Source organism: Sphingomonas sp. TZW2008 (assembly GCF_002117915.1).
GTDB lineage: Bacteria > Pseudomonadota > Alphaproteobacteria > Sphingomonadales > Sphingomonadaceae > Sphingomonas.
On the sequence record NZ_BDJB01000003.1, the window covers coordinates 603,263 to 621,718 of the forward strand.

14 protein-coding genes are annotated in these 18,456 nt (G+C 69.8%); 8 read left to right on the plus strand and 6 right to left on the minus strand.

Annotation, left to right across the window (positions count from 1 at the left end):
- Window positions 1–91 precede the first annotated feature (91 nt).
- Both B7L05_RS04535 and B7L05_RS04540 read left to right on the plus strand, forming a co-directional pair.
- On the plus strand, window positions 92–1,138 hold the full coding sequence (locus tag B7L05_RS04535; protein WP_085808995.1) for a low specificity L-threonine aldolase: 1,047 nt from the start codon (window positions 92–94) through the stop codon (window positions 1,136–1,138).
- A gap of 25 nt (window positions 1,139–1,163) precedes the next feature.
- Complete coding sequence (locus B7L05_RS04540; protein ID WP_085808996.1) at window positions 1,164–2,081, plus strand: DMT family transporter; 918 nt, start codon at window positions 1,164–1,166, stop codon at window positions 2,079–2,081.
- On the opposite strand, the gene B7L05_RS04545 is transcribed toward B7L05_RS04540, so the two are convergent.
- On the minus strand, window positions 1,991–2,812 hold the full coding sequence (locus tag B7L05_RS04545) for an NAD(P)-dependent oxidoreductase (RefSeq protein ID WP_085808997.1): 822 nt from the start codon (window positions 2,810–2,812) through the stop codon (window positions 1,991–1,993). The two genes, B7L05_RS04540 and B7L05_RS04545, sit on opposite strands and share 91 nt — an antisense overlap.
- A 117-nt stretch (window positions 2,813–2,929) precedes the next feature.
- Entirely contained in the window at window positions 2,930–4,606 is a 1,677-nt protein-coding gene (locus B7L05_RS04550) for a M28 family metallopeptidase (RefSeq protein WP_085808998.1), read from the minus strand.
- A gap of 158 nt (window positions 4,607–4,764) precedes the next feature.
- Between B7L05_RS04550 and pepN the strand changes: the two genes are divergently transcribed.
- Complete coding sequence (gene pepN, locus B7L05_RS04555; protein WP_085808999.1) at window positions 4,765–7,365, plus strand: aminopeptidase N; 2,601 nt, start codon at window positions 4,765–4,767, stop codon at window positions 7,363–7,365.
- A gap of 84 nt (window positions 7,366–7,449) precedes the next feature.
- On the opposite strand, the gene B7L05_RS04560 is transcribed toward pepN, so the two are convergent.
- Both B7L05_RS04560 and B7L05_RS04565 read right to left on the minus strand, forming a co-directional pair.
- Complete coding sequence (locus B7L05_RS04560) at window positions 7,450–7,749, minus strand: hypothetical protein (RefSeq protein ID WP_085809000.1); 300 nt, start codon at window positions 7,747–7,749, stop codon at window positions 7,450–7,452.
- Window positions 7,749–10,565: a pitrilysin family protein gene (locus B7L05_RS04565; RefSeq protein ID WP_085809104.1), complete on the minus strand. Its 2,817-nt coding sequence runs from the start codon at window positions 10,563–10,565 to the stop codon at window positions 7,749–7,751. The genes B7L05_RS04560 and B7L05_RS04565 overlap by 1 nt, the downstream gene beginning before the upstream one ends.
- A gap of 153 nt (window positions 10,566–10,718) precedes the next feature.
- On the opposite strand from B7L05_RS04565, the gene B7L05_RS04570 reads away from it, so the two are divergent.
- From B7L05_RS04570 to B7L05_RS04590, 5 genes are all read left to right on the plus strand, one after another.
- The gene (locus B7L05_RS04570; protein ID WP_085809001.1) at window positions 10,719–11,180 is read left to right on the plus strand and encodes a MarR family winged helix-turn-helix transcriptional regulator; all 462 of its coding nucleotides are present in this window, start codon (window positions 10,719–10,721) and stop codon (window positions 11,178–11,180) included.
- Window positions 11,168–12,688 carry an efflux transporter outer membrane subunit gene (locus B7L05_RS04575; protein WP_256926600.1) on the plus strand — a complete coding sequence of 507 codons (1,521 nt, stop codon included), beginning with the start codon at window positions 11,168–11,170 and terminating at the stop codon, window positions 12,686–12,688. The genes B7L05_RS04570 and B7L05_RS04575 overlap by 13 nt, the downstream gene beginning before the upstream one ends.
- Window positions 12,685–13,845, plus strand: a complete 1,161-nt coding sequence (locus tag B7L05_RS04580; RefSeq protein WP_085809002.1) for an efflux RND transporter periplasmic adaptor subunit — start codon at window positions 12,685–12,687, stop codon at window positions 13,843–13,845. The genes B7L05_RS04575 and B7L05_RS04580 overlap by 4 nt, the downstream gene beginning before the upstream one ends.
- Window positions 13,846–13,946: 101 nt before the next feature.
- On the plus strand, window positions 13,947–15,491 hold the full coding sequence (locus B7L05_RS04585; protein WP_085809003.1) for a DHA2 family efflux MFS transporter permease subunit: 1,545 nt from the start codon (window positions 13,947–13,949) through the stop codon (window positions 15,489–15,491).
- Between the two features lie 58 nt (window positions 15,492–15,549).
- The gene (locus B7L05_RS04590; protein ID WP_085809004.1) at window positions 15,550–16,680 is read left to right on the plus strand and encodes an acyl-CoA dehydrogenase family protein; all 1,131 of its coding nucleotides are present in this window, start codon (window positions 15,550–15,552) and stop codon (window positions 16,678–16,680) included.
- Window positions 16,681–16,845: 165 nt separating this feature from the next.
- Here the strand turns inward: B7L05_RS04590 and B7L05_RS04595 are convergent, their stop codons facing one another.
- Window positions 16,846–17,913: a 5-(carboxyamino)imidazole ribonucleotide synthase gene (locus B7L05_RS04595; RefSeq protein ID WP_085809106.1), complete on the minus strand. Its 1,068-nt coding sequence runs from the start codon at window positions 17,911–17,913 to the stop codon at window positions 16,846–16,848.
- Window positions 17,910–18,386 carry a 5-(carboxyamino)imidazole ribonucleotide mutase gene (gene purE / locus B7L05_RS04600; protein WP_085809005.1) on the minus strand — a complete coding sequence of 159 codons (477 nt, stop codon included), beginning with the start codon at window positions 18,384–18,386 and terminating at the stop codon, window positions 17,910–17,912. The genes B7L05_RS04595 and purE overlap by 4 nt, the downstream gene beginning before the upstream one ends.
- Window positions 18,387–18,456 lie beyond the last annotated feature (70 nt).

Sequence of the window (18,456 nt, forward strand, 5' to 3'; positions counted from 1 at the left end):
CCGTTCACTGCAAGTCCAATCCCGTCGCCAGTGGCGGAGGCGTAACCCACGTCGATTGACGCCGCCGGTCCGCCGCGCAAAGGCGGCAGGCATGCGCTTCTTCTCGGACAATGCCGCCCCCGTCCATCCCGCCGTGCTCGCCGCGCTGGCAGAGGCCGACGTGCTCGACACCGCCTACGACGGCGATCGCTGGTCAAAGGCGCTCGACGCAAGGCTCTCCGACCTGTTCGAGACCGCGGTCGAGGGGCTGTGGGTGCCGAGCGGCACTGCCGCCAATTGCCTCGCGCTCGCCGCGCTCTGCCCGCCGCACGGCGCGGTGGTCTGCCACCACGATGCCCACATCCAGAACGACGAGTGCGGCGCGCCTGAATTCTACACCCATGGCGCGAAACTCATGCTCGCGCAGGGCGAGGGCGCGAAGCTGACGCCCGAGACGATCGCCGCGCTGCTCGCGACGATCCGCAACGATGTGCACCAAGTGCAGCCGCACGCGATCTCGATCACTAACGCCACCGAATACGGCCTCGTCTACCAGCCGTACGAGGTCGCCGCGATCGGCGCGCTCGCCGCCGAACGCGGCCTCGCGCTGCACATGGACGGCGCGCGCTTCGCCAACGCGCTGGTCACCGCCGGCTGCTCGGCGGCGGACCTGACGTGGCGCGCCGGCGTCACCGCGCTTAGCCTCGGCTTCGTCAAGAACGGGGGCATGAGCGCGGAGGCGCTGGTGTTCTTCAAGCCGGGCCTCGTCGATGCGACGCGCTATCGCCGCAAGCGCGCCGGGCTGCTGCTGTCCAAGGGCCGCTATCTCGCCGCGCAGATCCTCGCGCTGCTTGACGAGGACCGCTGGCTCGCCAACGCGCGCGCCGCCAACGCCGGGGCGGCGCTGATCGCCGCCGCCGCGGGCGATCGCCTCGTCCACCCGGTCGAGGCGAACGAGGTGTTCCTGCGCGTCTCCGCAGAGGAGGCGGCGACGCTGCGCGCCACCGGCTTCGACTTCTACGATTGGGGGCCGGGCGAGGCGCGGCTCGTTGTCTCGTGGAACCAGCGCGCCGAGGACATCCGCCCGCTCGCCGACGCGATCGCCGCGCTCGGCTCATCGCCCCCCGGCCCACGGCCCTGCGAAACAGTGGCGCCGTAGGGCAAACGCCTCTAGCGCGGGCGCGATGACCGCCGCCCCGCCCCCGCAGTCGACCCGCGCCCGCGTCCTCGTACCCTTCGCGATCGTCACGCTGATCTGGGGCTCGACCTGGCTCGTCATCCGCGACCAGCTCGGCGTCGTGCCGCCGTCTTGGTCGGTCAGCTACCGCTTCCTCGTCGCCGGTATCGCGCTCTACGCCTGGTCGGCGATCCGCCGCGAGGAGGGGCGGATCGACGCGCGCGGGCTGCGCTTCGCCGCTGCGCTCGGGCTCGCGCAGTTCGTGCTCAACTTCAACTTCGTCTACCGCGCCGAACAATTCATCACCTCGGGGCTCGTCGCGGTGGTCTTTGCGCTGCTGCTCGTGCCCAATGCGCTATTCGGCCGGATCTTCCTCGGCCAGCGTCTCGGTCGGCAGCTGATCGTCGGATCCGCTATCGCGATGGCCGGCGTCACGCTGCTCTTCCTCTACGAGGTGCGCAGCGATCCCAACGGGCCCGGCGACTCGCTGACGGGCATCGCGCTTACGCTCTGCGCCATCCTCTCGGCGTCGAGCGCGAACGTGATGCAGGGAACGGCCACGGCGCGCGCCTATCCGATGCTGCGCACCACCGCGATCGCGATGCTGCTGGGCGGCGCCTTCGATGCCGCCTGGGCCTATGCCACCGTCGGCCCGCCGGTGATCGAGTGGCGCGCGGGCTACATTGCCGGCATCCTCTACCTCGGGCTCGCCGCCTCGGCGCTCGCCTTTCCGCTCTATTTCGGCGTGATCCGCATCATCGGCCCCGCCAAATCGGCCTATTCGAGCGTGATCGTCCCCGTCATCGCGATGGCGCTGTCGACCGCGTTCGAGGGTTATCGCTGGACGCCGCTCGCCGCCGGCGGCGCGGCGCTCGCCGGCGTCGGGCTGATCATCGCGCTCACCGCGCGCAGGCCCAACCGGTAATCGGGGTAGAGCGGACGCCAGCCAAGCACCCGCTTCGCCTTGCCGTTCGCGACCCGCCGGTTCTCCGCGTAGAAAGCGCGCGCCATCGGCGACAAACTGTCGAGCGGCACGATCGGCGGCGGCGCCACGCCGATCAGCGCCGCGGCGTAGCTCACCACCGCGTCCTGGCTCGCCGGTAGATCGTCGGCAAGGTTGTACGCCCCCGCCGGCCCGTCGAACCCGGCGATCACGCCGCGCACGATATCGTCGACATGGATCCGGCTGAACACCTGATCGGTTAGCCCAGTGCGGTGCGCCTTGCCCTCGCGCAGCCGCTCGATCGGCGAGCGGCCGGGGCCGTAGATACCGGGCAGGCGGAATACCCGCGCACCCAGCGCAAGCCACGCCGCATCCGCCGCATTGCGCCCCGCCCGGCGCCCACGGATCGGCGCGCTCTCGTCGACCCAGCCGCCACCCGCATCGCCGTAAACCCCGGTCGAGGAAAGGTAGCCGAGCCAGCGGCTGCCGAGCGAATCGCCGTAGCGCGCGAGCACCGGATCGCCGCTACCCTCGTCGGCGGGAACGGAAGACAGGACGTGCGTCGCGCTCGCCACGCCGGCGCGCACCGCCGCGGCGTCGTCGAAACGGATCGTGCCGTCGCGACCGTCGCGCGTCGTCGCCAGCACCGGCCAGCCGCTCGCCCGCGCGATCGCCCCGGCGGCATAGCCCAGCCCGAAGATGAACAGCCGCATCGAAATCCTTTTCGCTAGCCGCGCGTCGGCAACGCTCAACACCCGCAACCAGATAACGCGGCAATCGGCGAGCTGGCCCCGTTCAGGCGCCACGCGCTGGCAGCACCCGCCGGCAACTCACTCCGCCATCGGCCCCTTGAACAGCGTGCCGAAATAATCGCCCTTGTTCCACACTGGTCGCGCCACGCTGTCGGCGATCTCGCGCGCGATGCGATAGTTGACGTCGACGAAGCGCACGCCCTGCTCCCACTCGATCGGCTGCGACAGATCGTCGCCCGGCTTGTGGTAGTTGGTCGACATGAAATGCTCGACCGCCGCCTTGCCCGGCCCCTTCTGCCCCGGCCACAGGAACACCGAGGGCACGCCCTTCTGCACGAAGCGGAAGTGGTCCGAGCGGACGAAGATCCCCTCGTCGGGCATCGGATCGGGCGACAGCGCGAACCCCGCCCCCTCCACCACGCGGCGGATGATCGGGCCGAGCGTCGAGCGGTCGCCGCCGAACGCCACCATGTCCTCGAAGCGATAGGTCAGGATCGGCATGTCGAGGTTCACGTCCGCGACGATCGACTGCAGCGGCATGGTCGGGTGATTGGCGAAATAGTCGCTGCCGATCAGCCCCTTCTCCTCCGCGGTCACCGCGAGGAACACGATGGTCCGCTTGGGCGCGCCTTCCTTTTGGAACCTTTTGGCCTCTTCGATCAGGCTCGCGATGCCGATCGCATTGTCGAGCGCGCCGTTGTGGATGGTGTCGGTGCCCTTACCGCTGACGCCGACGTGATCGAGGTGCGCCGACAGCACCACCACTTCCTTCGACAGCACCGGGTCGCTGCCGGGCAGCACGCCAACGACGTTGGACGAGCGCGCCGGCGCGAAGCTCGTCTGCGTCGCGGCGGCAAGCGTCGCGGGCAGCTGCTCGGCGACGAACACCGCGTCGGGCTTGTCGGCGGCGCGCGCGACCTTCGCCCACGGCGTCCGGGCACCGGCGAACAGCTTCGCCGCGCCGGCCACGCTCAGCGTTGCGAGGTTCGGGATCGATCCCGCCTCGACGTTGCCGGTGCCGTCGGGATTCGCCCACGTCATCCGCGTGTGCGTGCTCGCCTCGACGAGCTGCGCGAACGCGCGCTGATTCTCCGCGCGCGGCGTCTGCAGCGTGATCGTGCCGATCGCACCGCGCTCGGCGGCGAAGCGTGCCTTGGTCGTTGCTGATCCCAGCCACGCGCGCTCCTCGCCCGTCATTTTGGCGGGCGATCCGCTGACGAAGGCGACGATCTTGCCGCGCACGTCGACACCCCGGTAATCGTCGCGACCATAGGCCGGCGCGACGATGCCGTAGCCGACGAACACCACCGGCGCGGTCACCGCGGTCTCCTTCGCGCGCGGATCGGCCGACGGCACGTAGTCGACGCCGTGAACGAGCGGCTGCGGCGTCCCGCCAGCGTGCGCGATGCTCATCGTGCCCTTACCCGCCGGCTTGTACGCGACGAGCGGGACCTGCTGAAGATAGCTGCGCGCGCCCGCCGCCGCGTCGCCGCCCGGCTTCAGCCCCGCCGCGAAGAATTGCGACGCGACATATTGCGCCGCGATGTCAAATTCCGCGCTGCCCGCCTCACGCCCGCGCATCGCATCGGACGCGAGGAACATGACGTGTCCCTTGATCGCCGCCGCCCCGGCGGACAGCGGCGTCGCGGCGGCCGCGGAAGCGGCGGCAGGCGTATCGGCCGTGCGCGTCGCCTCCTGCGTGACGCCGGAAACCGGCAGGGTGACGAGGCTGAGTGATAGGGCAAGACGACGCATCACGGCTTCCGGCAAGGGTCCACCCGTATCCCCGACGGGCGGCAGCGGCGCACCCCGGCACGAACGAACGTATTGTTTGATACCACTGCCGTAGCAGCCGTCCCGCCCGCCGCAAGGTTTCGATGGAACCACTGCGCGCGCCGTTTATAGTCTCCCCCATGCTCGACGCCCTCACCGCGCCCGCCGTTCCCGCCGCCAAGCGCCGCGAAGATTATGCCCCGCCGGCATGGCTGGTGCCGAGCGTCGCACTCGATTTCGCGCTCGATCCCGCCGCCACGCGCGTCCTTGCGCGGCTCGACGTTGCACGCAACGCCGCGAACGACGAGCCGCTGCGGCTCGACGGCGAAGGCCTCGTCCCGCTGTCGGTCAGCGTCGATGGCGTCGCGATCAACGACTGGCAGATGGATGGCGACACACTCGTCGTGCCGCTCGCCGGCGATGCGCACGTGATCGAGACCGAGGTGGAGATCGCGCCCGATCGCAACACACAGCTGATGGGGCTCTACGCCTCGGGCGGCAATCTGTGCACGCAATGCGAGGCGGAGGGTTTCCGCCGGATCACCTTTTTCCCCGATCGCCCCGACGTGCTCGCCACCTATCGCGTGCGGATGAGCGCGGACAAGGCGCGCTACCCCGTCCTGCTGGCGAACGGCGATCCGATTGCCTCTGGCGACAACGGCGATGGGACGCACTGGGCCGAATGGCACGATCCATTCCCCAAGCCGTCGTACCTGTTCGCGCTCGTCGCCGGCGACCTCGCGTGCAATCGCGGTACCTTCGTCACCGCGTCGGGGCGCGAGGTCGAACTCGGCATTTGGGTGCGCGCGGGTGACCTGCCAAAGACCGATCACGCACTTCACGCGCTCAAGACCGCGATGGCGTGGGACGAGCGCGTCTACGGCCGCGAGTACGATCTCGACGTGTTCAACATCGTCGCGGTCGACGATTTCAATTTCGGCGCGATGGAGAACAAGGGGCTGAACATCTTCAACAGCCGCTACATCCTCGCCGATCCCGATACCGCGACCGATTACGATTACGATGCGATCGCCACCGTCGTCGCGCACGAGTATTTCCACAATTGGTCAGGCAACCGCGTCACCTGCCGCGACTGGTTCCAGCTGAGCCTCAAGGAAGGCTTCACCGTCTTCCGCGACCAGGGCTTCTCCGCCGACCAGGGCTCGGCCGCGGTCAAGCGGATCGAGGACGTGCGCGGCCTGCGCGCCAGCCAGTTCCCCGAGGATTCGGGGCCGCTCGCGCATCCCGTCCGTCCCGAGAGCTACCTCGAGATCTCCAATTTCTACACCTCGACGATCTACAACAAGGGCGCCGAACTGATCCGCATGATGGCGACGATCCTCGGCCCTGCGCGCTTCCGCATGGGCAGCGATCTGTACTTCGATCGGTTCGACGGCACCGCCGCGACGTGCGAGGATTTCGTTGCCTGCATGGAGGAAGCGGGCGACATCGACCTCAAGCGCTTCCGCCTGTGGTACAGCCAGGCCGGCACACCGCGCGTCTCCGCCAGCCTAGAGCATGAGGGCGGTCGCGCGACGCTGCGCCTCGCGCAGCAAGTGCCGCCGACACCAGGCCAGCCGGTCAAGCAGCCGATGGTGCTGCCGCTGCGCATCCGCCTGTTCGGCGCCGAGACCGGCCAGCCGCTCGGCCCCGAACGGCTCGTCCTGTTCCAGGATGCGAGCGAGACAATCGTGTTCGAGACCGTGCCCGAGCGCCCCGTCCTATCGATCAACCGCGGCTTCTCCGCCCCCGTCACGATCGAGAGCGATCGCACCGCCGCCGATCTCGCCTTCCTCGCGCGGCACGACGACGATCCGTTCGCGCGCTACGAGGCGATGCAGCAGCTGATGCTCGACACGCTCGTCGCCGGCGCGGTTGAGGGCAGCGCCGACCACCGCGCGGTGATCGATGCGGTCGCCGACACGCTCGACAATCCCGCGCTCGATGCCGCCTTCATCGCCGAGGCGGTGCTGCTGCCGTCCGAAAGCTTCGTCGGCGACCAGCTCGCCACCGTCGATCCCGACGCGATCCACCGCGCACGCGAGGCGCTGCGCCGCGATCTCGGCCGCGAGCTCGCCGATCGCTGGCGCTCGGTGTACGAAGTGAACAGCCACGATACGGCTTTCGAATATACGCCGGTCGCCAAGGCCGCGCGCCGCATCCGCAATGTCGCGCTCGGCTATATCGCCGCCTCCGGCGCGGCGGATGCCGATGCCGATGCGATCGCCTTCCGCCAGTTCGAGCGCGCCGACAACATGACCGACCGGCAGGGCGCGCTCGGGACGCTCGCCAACGGGACTAGCGATCTGCGCGAGGCGGCGCTCGACATCTTCTACAACCGCTACGCCGGCAATCCGCTGGTGCTCGACAAATGGTTCCAGACGCAGGCGCTGTCGACGCGCGACGATACGCCTGCGGCAGTTGCCGCGCTCGCCGAACATCCCGATTTCGCGCTGTCGAACCCCAACCGCGCACGCAGCCTGATTGGTGCCTTCGCGGTCAACCAACGCGCGTTCAATACCGCCGACGGGGCGGGCTATCGCTTCCTCGCCGATCAGCTGATCGCGCTCGACCGGCTCAACCCGCAGACCGCGGCGAAGCTGCTCCCGCCGCTCGGCCGCTGGCGGCGCTTCGATCCCGCGCGCGCGGCACTGATGCGCGCCGAGCTCGAACGCATCGTCGCGACGCCCGGCCTGTCGAAGGATCTGTTCGAACAGGCCTCGAAGAGCCTCGAGGGGTAAGCCCCCCTTCACCACCCCGCGCGATCGCCGGGATGGCGCGGGGGCCGGCCGTGCCCTGCCCCCGCGTCACCTTGATCCGTCAGATCAGGCGGTGCGCGTGCCCGTCAGCGGGAAGCTGCCGAACGCGCCTGCGCCCACCGTGCCGTTGACGGTATCGCCGTCGATCGTCACACTCATGTCGAGCGTCATCGGCATCGGCACCGTCATCTGCTGCTTCCAGGTCAGCGTGTTGCCGTTCACCTCGCCCGACACGTCGTTCGAGCCCATCGCGCCCGCGTTGGTGCCGGTAAAGGTGTTGCCGTCGCTCTTCACCGTCAGCGTCGACTTCTGGTCGCCCAGCGGCGACTTGACCACCACGTCGTACGTACCGTCGACACCAGCCATCACTTGCTCTCCTCAGACGCGCCCGCCACGGACGCAGCGCTCGTCACCTCGACCGGCAGTCCCAGCGTGTCAAGCTGCGGGCGGACGACCTTGGCGTCGCCGATCACCACCCACACGAAGCGGTTCGGATCGATGACGCTACGGATCGCGCGATCGAGCTCGTCGCGCGTCATCGCACGATAGCGCTGCGTGATCGTCGCATAATAATTGTCGGGCCGGCGGTAGAGGTCGTTCGCCTGCATCGCGCCGAGCACCGCGCCCGACGTCTCGAAATCGCCGGCGAGCGAGCGCGTCGCGCCGGTGATCGTGCGATCGAACTCGGCCTGCGTCAGCGGCTTCGCGCCCACGAACGCGCTCAGTTCCTGCCGCATCGACGCGATCGACGCGCCGGTCTTGTCCGCCTGCACCGGCGCCACGATCACATAGGGCGCGGCAAAGGCGTTGCGGTTGAAATTGCCGAACGCGCCGTACGACCAGTGCTTCGCCTCGCGCAGGTCCATGTTGATCCGGCCGAGAAAGTCGCCGCCCAGCGCATCGTTCGCGGTGATCAGCGGCAACAGGTCGTCGGTGCCCTTCAGCGACGTGCGCAGCCCGCCGGTGATGCGTGACTGCGGCGAGTTTGGGCGATCGACCAGCAGGATGCGCGGCGCGGGCAGCATGCGGTCCTCGCGGAACACCTTCGTGCCCGCGATGCCGGTCGCGGTCCAGCCGGCGAGCGCGGTATCGAGCGTCGCCTTGATCTCGGCGAGCGGCCGATCGCTGACGACGAAGATCTTCGCCTTGTCGGGCCGCATCCACGCCTGGTGGAAGCCGACGAGATCGCGGCGGGTCAGCGCCTTCACTGCCGCCGCATCGCCGCTGCCGCGGCTCTTCGCATAAGGGCTGCCCGCGCCGTAGAGGATCGGCGGCACGATGCGCTGCGCGATGCCCTCGGGATCGGTCAGCTCCTGCGCGATCTGCGTCAGCATCTGCCCGCGCACGCGCGGCAGCTCGCTGTCCGGGAAGGACGGCGCGCGCAGCAGCTCGGCCCACAGCCCCGCGGCGGGCGCGAGGTTGGCGCTCGGCGCGCGGAAGCTCACCGTGGTGCGATCGGGCGACGAGCCGGTGTAGATGTCGAGCCCCAGCCGCTCCTTCGCCTCTGCGAGCTGGAACGAATCGAGCCGCTGTGTCCCCTCGTCGATCATCGCCAGCATCATCGCCTGCGTGCCGAGCTTGTCGGGCACGTCCGCCGCGACGCCCGCATCGAAGCTCGCCACCATCTGCGTCACCGGCACCGTGGTGCGGTTGGCGTAGATCAGCTCCACCCCGTTGGCGAGCCGCGCGCGCTCGATCGCCGGGAAGGCGAGCGTGCCGACGGTGCCCACCGCGGGCATCGGCGCGCGCGTGCCCTTGGGCGGCGTCTCGGGCGCTGTGGTGGTCGCGACCGCCGGCGGCACTTCCGCTTCGGCATAGGCATCGCGGTCGCCCGGCACGACGGTCAGCGCATAGGCCGGCCGCGTCAGCCACTGCTGCGCCGCCGCCTTGACGCTTGCCGGCGTCTGCGCCGCGAGCCGAGCGAGCTGCTTCTTGTAGAAGCCCGGATCGTTCGAATAGAGCGCGCCCTCGGCAAGCGCGACCGCCTTGCCGCCGAACCCGCCGACCGCTTCGAGCCCGCCGATCCGCCGCGCGATCGTCGACGTCAGCGTGCGCTGTACCTCGTCTGCCGTCGGGCCGGTGCGGATGAAATCGGCGACCAGCGCGTCGAGCCGCTTGGATACGGTGGCCGGATCGACGTCAGGGCGTACCACCGCGCTGATCGTGAAGGTGCCGACCTGCGCATAGTCCGAGTAGCTCGCGCTCACCTGCACCGCGGTCTTGTCGCCCTTCACCAGCGCATTGTCGAAGCGCGAGCTCGCCAGCCCGCCGAGCACGGCGGCCGCCACTTCCAGCGCGGGCGCGGCGGGATCGTTCAACCCGGGCACCGGCCAGCTCTTGATGATCAGCGGGGCGGCGACGCGATCCTTCATCACCTCGGCCTTGGACGCGGCCAGCGTCGGCACCGCCGCGGCCGGCGCGACGCTCTTCGGTCCCGGCTTGATCGCGCCGAAGTATTTCGCCGTCAGCCGCTTCGCCGTCGCGACGTCGATGTCGCCCGCGAGCACCAGCACGGCATTGTTGGGGCCGTAGTGATCGCGGAACCATGCCTTGACGTCGCCCAGGCTCGCCTTGTCGAGGTCCGCCATCGATCCGATCGTGCTGTGGCCATAGGGATGCCCATCGGGAAAGACGCCCTCGATCAGCTTGTAGCTGACCAGCCCGTAGGGCTGATTGTCGCCCTCGCGCTTCTCGTTCTGGACAACGCCGCGCTGCTCATCGAGCACCGCCTGCGAGATCGCGCCGGTGAGATAGCCCATGCGGTCGCTCTCGAGGTACAACGCCTGCTCGAGCGCCGCAGTCGGCACCGTCTCGAAATAGTTGGTGCGATCGAAATAGGTCGTGCCATTGAGGTCGGTCGCGCCGACCTGCTTCAATGGCTCGAAGAAGTCGCCCGGCGCATTCTCGCTGCCGTTGAACATCAGATGTTCGAAGAGGTGCGCGAAGCCGGTCTTGCCCGCCGGCTCGTGCTTCGATCCGACGTCGTACCACACCGATACTGCGACGACCGGCGCCTTGCGATCGGTGTGCACCACCACGCGCAGGCCGTTGGGCAGCGTGAACTGTTCGTACGGTATGTCGACCGCGCGGACGAGGTCGGCCACCGGTGCCGGCTTCGCGACGGCGGGCCCGGCCGGGGCGTTGGTCTGAGCGGTGACGGTGACTGGTACAACGAGAGCCATTGCCGCAACGCCGGCGGCAAGCTTGATCGACAGGCGCAAGATGGGGAACTCCTACAGATGGCGCGAGCCTAACGCGCGATTGACCCGCGCGGAAGCCGGCAACATTTCGTCACGGATATTGACTGCCGCGGCAGTCATTGCCTAAGCAACGATATGCCGTTTACCGACTCGACTTTCTATCCCGACGTGTCGCCCGGCTATTTCGTCCGTCAGATTCACCAGATGAGCGTCGCCGCGATCGACCGCACGCTTGCCGACGACGGAATGAGCGCGACGCAGTGGATGACGCTGGTGTCGCTCTATTTCGACCATGCCGATACCTGCGCCGGGCTGGCGCGCACGCTGGGGCATGACAAGGGCGCGATGACGCGGCTGATCGATCAGATGGAACAGGCCGGGTGGGTGGTGCGCCAGCGCGACGACGCCGATCGCCGCGTCGTGCGGCTGACGCTGACCGAGGCTGGGCGCGAGGCCGCGGTCGCCGCCAAGCGCAAGGTGATCGACTGCTGGAACGGCTTTCTTGCCGACTGGAGCGACGCGGAGGTCGCCGATCTGATCGCGACGCTGCAGCGCCTGCGCCGCACGATGGAGGAAAGCGCCGCATGCGCCGCCTGAACATGTCCCGCCCGGCGATCCGCATCGGCCGCGCCGCCGGTCGCAAGGGGATCGGGGCGGGACGATCCAAATTCGGCGTGTCCAGCAGCATCGGCGCCGCGCTCCTCGCCCTTGCCGCGTGCTCGCCACCCGATACGCACCCGCAGCTCACGGCAAAGGCGCCGGCCGATCTCGGCCTCATCGGCGCGCCGATGCCGGTGATCGATCCCGAATGGTGGACCGCCTATCGCGATCCTCAGCTCGACCGGATCGTCGCCGACGCACTCGCCGGCAGCCCGACGCTCGATGCCGCGCTCGCCCGCGTGCGCCAGGCGGAGGCGGTGCTGGCACGCCGCGACGCCGATCTCGCCCCGTCGATCACCGCCGACGGCAACGCGCAGGTGGCGCGCCTCTCCGGCCGCTACACGATCCCGCCGCCCTTTGCCGGCAGCGTGCGCTTCCTCGGCACGGCGCAGGCGAATCTGTCGTGGAACCTCGACCTGTTCGGCCGCCAGCGTGCCGCGATCGCTGGCGCGCGCGCGTCCGCCGCCGCTGCCGCGCTCGACGTCGAAGCAGCGCGGCTGATGCTCGCCGGCGCGGTCGTCTCGACCTATGCCGAGGTTGCGCGCGCCGAGCGGATCGCCGAGATCGCGCGCGCCACGATCGCCACGCGCGAGCGCGCCGTCCGCCTCGTCACCGTCCGCGTCGAGAACCGGCTCGCGAGCCAACTCGACGTGCAGGCCGCCACCACGCTGCTCGCGCAGGCGCGCGTCGCATTGACCCGTGCGCAGGCCGCACGCGTGCTGGCGGCGAACGCGCTCGCGCAGCTCGCCGGGCGCGGCGCCGATTACCCCGCCGGAATCGGGCCCACACGGCTTACCGCGCCAACCACGCTGCCGCTGCCCGCCGCGATCCCAGCCGACCTGCTCGCGCGCCGCGCCGACATTGCCGCCGCCACCGCGCGGGTCGAGGCCGCCGCCGCCGGCCGCCAAGTGGCGCGCCGCGCCTTCTATCCCGACGTCAACCTCATCGCGCTCGCCGGGCTCCAGGCGGTCGGCATCGGCAATTTCTTCAATCCCGAAGCCGCGACCGCCGGCGCCGGCGCGGCGCTGCACCTGCCGATCTTCGACGGCGGGCGGCTGCGCGCCGATCTCGCCGAGGCTACCGCCGCGGTCGATCTCGCGATCGCTGACTATAACGGCGTCGTGGTCGGCGCGGTGCGCGACGCCGCCGACGCTCTCGCGACGATCCAGGCGACCGAGCGCGAGGCCGCGGCGCAGGGCGCCGTCGTGCGCGGCTTCGCCGAAACCAACCGCCTCAACGCGGTGCGCATCGCCGCGGGTCTCGATTCGCGGCTGACCGGGATCGATACCGACATCCGCCTGCTCGACGCCCAGCTGGCGCAAGCGACGCTCGGCATCGACGCCCTCGCGGCGCGCGCACGCCTCGTCCAGGCGCTGGGCGGCGGCTTTGATCCCGCGCGCACCCCCGCCGCCACCGCCCTTCCCGCCCGGACCACCCAGCCATGACCGACACTGCCGCCACCTCGCCCGCATCCCCGCCGAACGGCAAGCCCGCGACGCGCAAGCGCCTGTTGCTGATCCTTGCCGTCGTCGTGCTCGTCGGCCTCGCGATCTGGGCGGTGTTTCACTTCCTGCTAGCGAAGCCCGAGGAGGAGACCGACGACGCCTATGTCGCCGGCGACGTCGTCGCCGTCACCGCGCGCGATCCGGGCACGATCGTCGCGCTGCACGCGGACAATACGCAGGCGGTGAAGGCGGGGCAGCCGCTGATCGACCTCGATCCGCTGACAGCCGACGTGAATCTCGCCGCGGCGGAGGCGGAACTCGCCCGCGCGGTGCGCGGCACACGCTCCGACTTCTCGCGCGTCAACGAAACGCAGGCCGCGGTCGTCCAGGCCGAGGCGGAACTCGCCGCCGCGCGCGCCGACTATCAGCGCCGCCGCGGTGCCGCCGCCGAGGGCGCGGTGTCGGGCGAGGAGCTCGGCCACGCTGCGGATCAGGTGAAGGTCGCGACTGCCGCGCTCAACCTCGCGCGCAGCCGCCGCGCGCAGGCGCAAACCACCGTCGCCGGCACCGCGGTCGGCACCAACCCGGCGGTGCTCGCCGCGATCGCGGGCTATCGCCGTGCCGCAATCGTGCGCAGCCACATGCACGTCGTTGCGCCGATCGACGGCGTCGTTGCGCAGCGCAACGCGCAGGTCGGCCAGCAGATTGCCGCCGGCACGCCGCTGATGGCGATCGTGCCGCTCAACCGCTTGTGGGTCGACGCCAACTTCCGCGAAACGCAGCTCAAGGACCTGCGCATCGGCCAGCGCGCGACGATCGTGGCGGACGCCTATGGCGACGACATCGTCTACCACGGCCGCGTCGTCGGCCTGTCGGCAGGCAGCGGCAACGCCTTCGCGCTGCTGCCGCCGCAGAACGCGAGCGGCAATTGGATCAAGATCGTCCAGCGTGTGCCGGTGCGCATCATGCTTGATCCGCGCGAGCTGCGCGTGAACCCGCTGCGTGTCGGCCTGTCGGTGATGGCGACGATCGACACAGCGGACGCGCGCGGCGCGCGGCTCGCGCAACCGGCGAGCCAGCCGTACCGCGGCGCGATCGCCGAGGCCGATCCTGCGGTGGAGGCGAAGATCGCGCAGATCATCGCCGCGAACCGCTGAGCCGATGGCGCTTTCGGTGATTTCGGCGCGAGCGCGACGGGCTGGTACGCGGTCACCAGCGTGCGCGACGATTGTATCGACGCGACAGGAAGCCTCGCGACGTGGCTAGCGCGCCGCCGCAACCCGCGCCGCTCGCCGGGCCGCGGCTCGGGCTTGTCGCCTTCGCGCTCGCGCTCGGCACGTTCATGATGGTGCTCGACACCACCATCGCCAACGTCTCGCTGCCGACGATCGCCGGCAATCTCGGCGTCAGTTCGGACAATTCGACCTGGATCGTCACCGCCTTCGCGGTAGCCAACGGCATCTCGGTGCCGCTTACCGGGTGGCTGATGCGCCGCTTCGGCGTCGTGCGCACCTTCTGCGTCTCGCTCACGCTCTTCACGATCGCCTCGTTCCTGTGCGGCGTCGCGTGGGATCTGCCGTCGCTGATCGCGTTCCGCGTTCTCCAGGGCGCCGTATCCGGGCCGATGATGCCGGGCAGCCAGGCGCTGCTCATCTCGGTCTTCCCGCCCGACAAGCGCTCCACCGCGCTCGGCATCTGGTCGATGACGACGCTGGTCGCGCCGATCATGGGCCCGATTCTCGGCGGGTTCATCTCGGACAATTACCACTGGTCGTGGATCTTCCTGATCAACGTGCCCTTTGGCATCTTCACCGTCGCGATCTGCTGGACCAATCTCGCCAGCCGTGAGACGCCGACCGCCAAGGTGCCGATCGACACGATCGGCCTCGCGCTGCTCGTACTGTGGGTCGGCTCGCTCCAGATCATGCTCGATCTCGGCAAGAACGCCGATTGGTTCAACGATCCGATGATCGTGGTGCTGACCGTCGTCGCCGCGATCGGCTTCGTCGCATGGCTGATCTGGGAGCTGACCGACGCCAATCCGATCGTCGACCTGTCGCTGTTTGCCAACCGCAATTTCGCGATCGGCAATATCGCCTTCTGCCTCGGCTATGCCGTGTTCTTCGCCAACATCCTGCTGCTGCCGCTGTGGCTGCAGACGCAGCTCGGCTACACCGCAACCTGGGCGGGCCTCGTCGCCGCGCCAAGCGGCGTCGTCGCGGTGCTGCTGACGCCGCTCAGCGCGCGGCTGTCGGGCAAGATCGACGCGCGCATCCTCGCCAGCGTGGCGTTCGTCGCCTTTGCGATCAGTTACTGGCTGCGCTCGGGCTACACCACCAATGCCGGCTTCTGGGATTTCGTCTTCCCGCTGCTCGTTCAGGGCGTCGCGATGTCGACCTTCTTCCTGTCGATGCTGACCATCTCGCTCGATCGCATCCCGCCAGAGCGGCTGCCGTCCGCCACCGGCCTGTCGAACTTCACGCGCATCGTCGCCGGGGCGTTCGCCGCGTCGATCATCACTACCGCCTGGGATCGGCGCGAGGCGCTGCACCAGGGCCGGCTTTCCGACGCCATCGGCAACGGCGTGCCGTATCGCATGGCGGTCGAGAACCTCACCCGCCTCGGCCTCGACGCGACGCAGGCTGCGGCGGCGGTCACGCGCCAGATGGTCGGCCAAGCGTATCTCCTCGCCTCGACCGATCTGTTCCGCCTGTCGGCCTATCTCAGCGGCTCGCTGCTGATCCTCGTCTGGCTATGCCGCCGGCCGTCGGCGAATGGCGCGGGTCCCGTCGCCGCCGACTGATCTTGCGTCGCCGCGCTGGCCAATTCATAGCGCGTTCCAAATACGACGGGAGAGGGCCATGGATCTTTCGCTCAGCGACGAGCAGGCGATGCTCCGCGACACGCTGAAACGCTATCTGGCGCAGCATCACGCGTTCGATCCGCACCGCACGTGCGATACCGGGGCACTGTGGCACGCGCTCGGCCGCGATCTCGGCGTGCTCGGCGCGACGCTGCCGACCGAAGCTGGCGGGCTGGGCGGCGGCGCCGTCGAAGCGATGGTCGTCGCCGATGCGCTCGGCGAGGCGCTGGCGAGCGTCCCTTATATCGAGACCGTGGTCGTCGCCGCCGGCCTGCTTAAGCGCGTCGGTGGCGAGCGCGCGGCGGCGCTGCTGCCGCTGATCGCCGAGGGTGCGACGCGCGCGGTGCTCGCCGCGGGCGAGGCGGATAGCCGCCAGGCGCTCGAGGCGGTCGCGACCACCGCGCGGCGCAGCGGCAACGGCTGGACGCTCGACGGCGACAAAGTCGTGGTCGCCGGCGCGCCGGGCGCCGAGTGGCTGATCGTCACCGCGCGGACTGACGGTGCGCCGCGCGACGTGCGCGGCGTGTCGCTGTTCCTCGTGCCCGCCGACGCGCCGGGCATCGGCCGCCACGATTACGCGCTGATCGACGGCCTGCCTGCCTCCGACCTGACAATGCGCAACGTGACGCTGCCCGCCGACGCGCTGCTCGGCGAGGAGGGCGCCGCGCTGCCGCTGCTCGAACAGGCGCGCGACGAGGGCATCGCCGCGCTCTGCGCCGAGGCCGCCGGGCTCACGCGCAAGCTGCTCGGCGATACCGTCGCCTATACCAAGGAGCGCAAGCAGTTCGGCCAGCCGCTCGCCAGCTTCCAGGCGCTGCAGCACCGCATGGTCGACATGTTCATCGCGGTCGAGCAGGCGACTTCCGCCGCCTATCTCGCCGCGCTCCATCTCGATGCGGATGCCGCAACGCGCGCGCGCTCGATTGCGGCGGCGAAGGCGACGGTGGCCGATGCCGTGCGCTTCGTCGGCCAGAACGCCGTCCAGCTGCACGGCGGGATGGGGATGACCGACGAGCTGGCGGTCGGCCACTATTTCCGTCGCGCGACGGCGATCGAGCAGCAGTTCGGCGCCGGCGATCACCATGCGAAGCGCTATGCCGCGCTGATGCGGCAGGCACTCGCGCTCTAGGATCCGTACCCAATCAGAACAGGGTCGTGACGGAGCAGAAATGGCGGCTGGGCTAGGAGCAAGGAGGGAGCGATGCCGAAGCCTCGTGACCGACGCCGAGACGCCGCCCAGTCGTCATTTCCGTCCGCCGCTGCGCGGTCACCCTGTTCTGATTGAGTACCGACCCTAGCGGCGAACGCGGGTGACGTGCCCCATCTTGCGGCCGGCGCGCACCTCGCGCTTGCCGTAGAGGTGGAGGTGCGCGCCCGGCTCGGCGAGCAGCTCGCCCCAGCGCCCCGCTGCGTCGCCGATCAGATTCTCCATCGTCACTTCGCTGCCGGTCAGCCCGGTATCGCCGAGCGGCAGCCCGCAAATCGCGCGGACGTGGTTCTCGAACTGCGAGGTGACCGCGCCCTCGATCGTCCAATGCCCCGAATTGTGCACGCGCGGCGCCATCTCGTTGAACACCGGTCCCGCAGGCGTCGCGAAATACTCGCACGTCAGCACGCCGACATGCCCCAGCGCGTCGGCGATCCGCCCGGTCAGCGCCGCCGCCTCGGTCCAATGCGCGGCGATTTCCGCCGGCGCCGGAACGGTCGAGCGCGCGAGGATCGCGTCGACATGCTCGTTCCACGGCGGGGGGTAGCTCACCATGTTGCCCGCATGATCGCGCACCAGCACGATCGAGAATTCGTGCGTGAAGTCGACGAAAGCCTCGAGCACCGCCGGTCCGTCGATCGCCGTCCACGCCGCGTCGGCATCGTCCGCCGAATGCAGCCGCACCTGGCCCTTGCCGTCGTATCCCATGCGCGTCGTCTTGAGCACCGACGGCGTGCCGATCCGCGCCAGCGCCGTATCGAGCTCGGCGCGCGAGCCGACCGCCGCCCAGCGCGCCGGCGTGCCGCCGAGTGCCGCGACGAATTCCTTCTCCGCCACTCGTTCCTGTGCCACGCGCAGGCTGGCGGGCGAAGGATGCACCGGCACGCGCTCGGCGAGCCACTCGACCGGGCCGGCGGCGATGTTCTCGAATTCGTAGGTGACGACGTCGCACTGCGCCGCGAAGTCGGCGAGCACGATGCGGTTGTGGTAGTCCGCACGCGTCATTGACGAGGCGGTCTGCGCCGCGACGCTCTCGCGGTCGGGGGCGAGGACGTGCGTGCGATAGCCGAGCTGCGCCGCAGCCGAGGCGATCATCCGCCCCAATTGACCGCCACCCAGGATGCCGATCGTCGATCCCGGCGGCAGCGGCGTCATGCCGGGCGCTCCGCCACCGCCTCGGTCTGCGCCGCGCGCCATGCCTTCAGCCGCTCGGCGAGCGCCGCATCGCCCGTGGCCAGGATCGCGGCGGCGAGCAGCCCGGCGTTGATCGCACCGGCCTTGCCGATCGCCAGCGTGCCGACCGGGATGCCGCCGGGCATCTGCACGATCGACAACAGGCTATCCATGCCCTTAAGCGCCTTAGATTCGACGGGCACGCCGAGCACCGGCAGGTGCGTCATCGCCGCCGCCATCCCCGGCAGGTGCGCCGCGCCGCCCGCGCCTGCGACGATCACCTTGATGCCGCGATCGGCGGCGCCGGTGGCGTAATCGTAGAGCCGCTGCGGCGTGCGATGCGCCGAGACGACGCGCGTCTCATGCGGGACGGCGAGCGCGTCGAGCGTCTCCGCGGCGTGCCGCATCGTCTCCCAATCGGACGTCGAGCCCATGATGATGCCGACCTGCGCCATGCTCGGCGGTTAGCGAGCCGCGGAAACGAGGGCAACTGGAAGCTGCGGGGCGTCCGCCGGTTGCGCGCTG

Excerpts from the sequence above, each read along its gene's own strand:
- B7L05_RS04535 (WP_085808995.1), top strand. The coding sequence starts at position 92 with ATGCGCTTCTTCTCGGACAATGCCGCCCCCGTCCATCCCGCCGTGCTC.
- B7L05_RS04540 (WP_085808996.1), top strand. The coding sequence starts at position 1,164 with ATGACCGCCGCCCCGCCCCCGCAGTCGACCCGCGCCCGCGTCCTCGTA.
- B7L05_RS04545 (WP_085808997.1), bottom strand. The coding sequence starts at position 2,812 with ATGCGGCTGTTCATCTTCGGGCTGGGCTATGCCGCCGGGGCGATCGCG.
- B7L05_RS04550 (WP_085808998.1), bottom strand. The coding sequence starts at position 4,606 with ATGCGTCGTCTTGCCCTATCACTCAGCCTCGTCACCCTGCCGGTTTCC.
- pepN (WP_085808999.1), top strand. The coding sequence starts at position 4,765 with ATGCTCGACGCCCTCACCGCGCCCGCCGTTCCCGCCGCCAAGCGCCGC.
- B7L05_RS04560 (WP_085809000.1), bottom strand. The coding sequence starts at position 7,749 with ATGGCTGGTGTCGACGGTACGTACGACGTGGTGGTCAAGTCGCCGCTG.
- B7L05_RS04565 (WP_085809104.1), bottom strand. The coding sequence starts at position 10,565 with ATGGCTCTCGTTGTACCAGTCACCGTCACCGCTCAGACCAACGCCCCG.
- B7L05_RS04570 (WP_085809001.1), top strand. The coding sequence starts at position 10,719 with ATGCCGTTTACCGACTCGACTTTCTATCCCGACGTGTCGCCCGGCTAT.
- B7L05_RS04575 (WP_256926600.1), top strand. The coding sequence starts at position 11,168 with ATGCGCCGCCTGAACATGTCCCGCCCGGCGATCCGCATCGGCCGCGCC.
- B7L05_RS04580 (WP_085809002.1), top strand. The coding sequence starts at position 12,685 with ATGACCGACACTGCCGCCACCTCGCCCGCATCCCCGCCGAACGGCAAG.
- B7L05_RS04590 (WP_085809004.1), top strand. The coding sequence starts at position 15,550 with ATGGATCTTTCGCTCAGCGACGAGCAGGCGATGCTCCGCGACACGCTG.
- B7L05_RS04595 (WP_085809106.1), bottom strand. The coding sequence starts at position 17,913 with ATGACGCCGCTGCCGCCGGGATCGACGATCGGCATCCTGGGTGGCGGT.
- purE (WP_085809005.1), bottom strand. The coding sequence starts at position 18,386 with ATGGCGCAGGTCGGCATCATCATGGGCTCGACGTCCGATTGGGAGACG.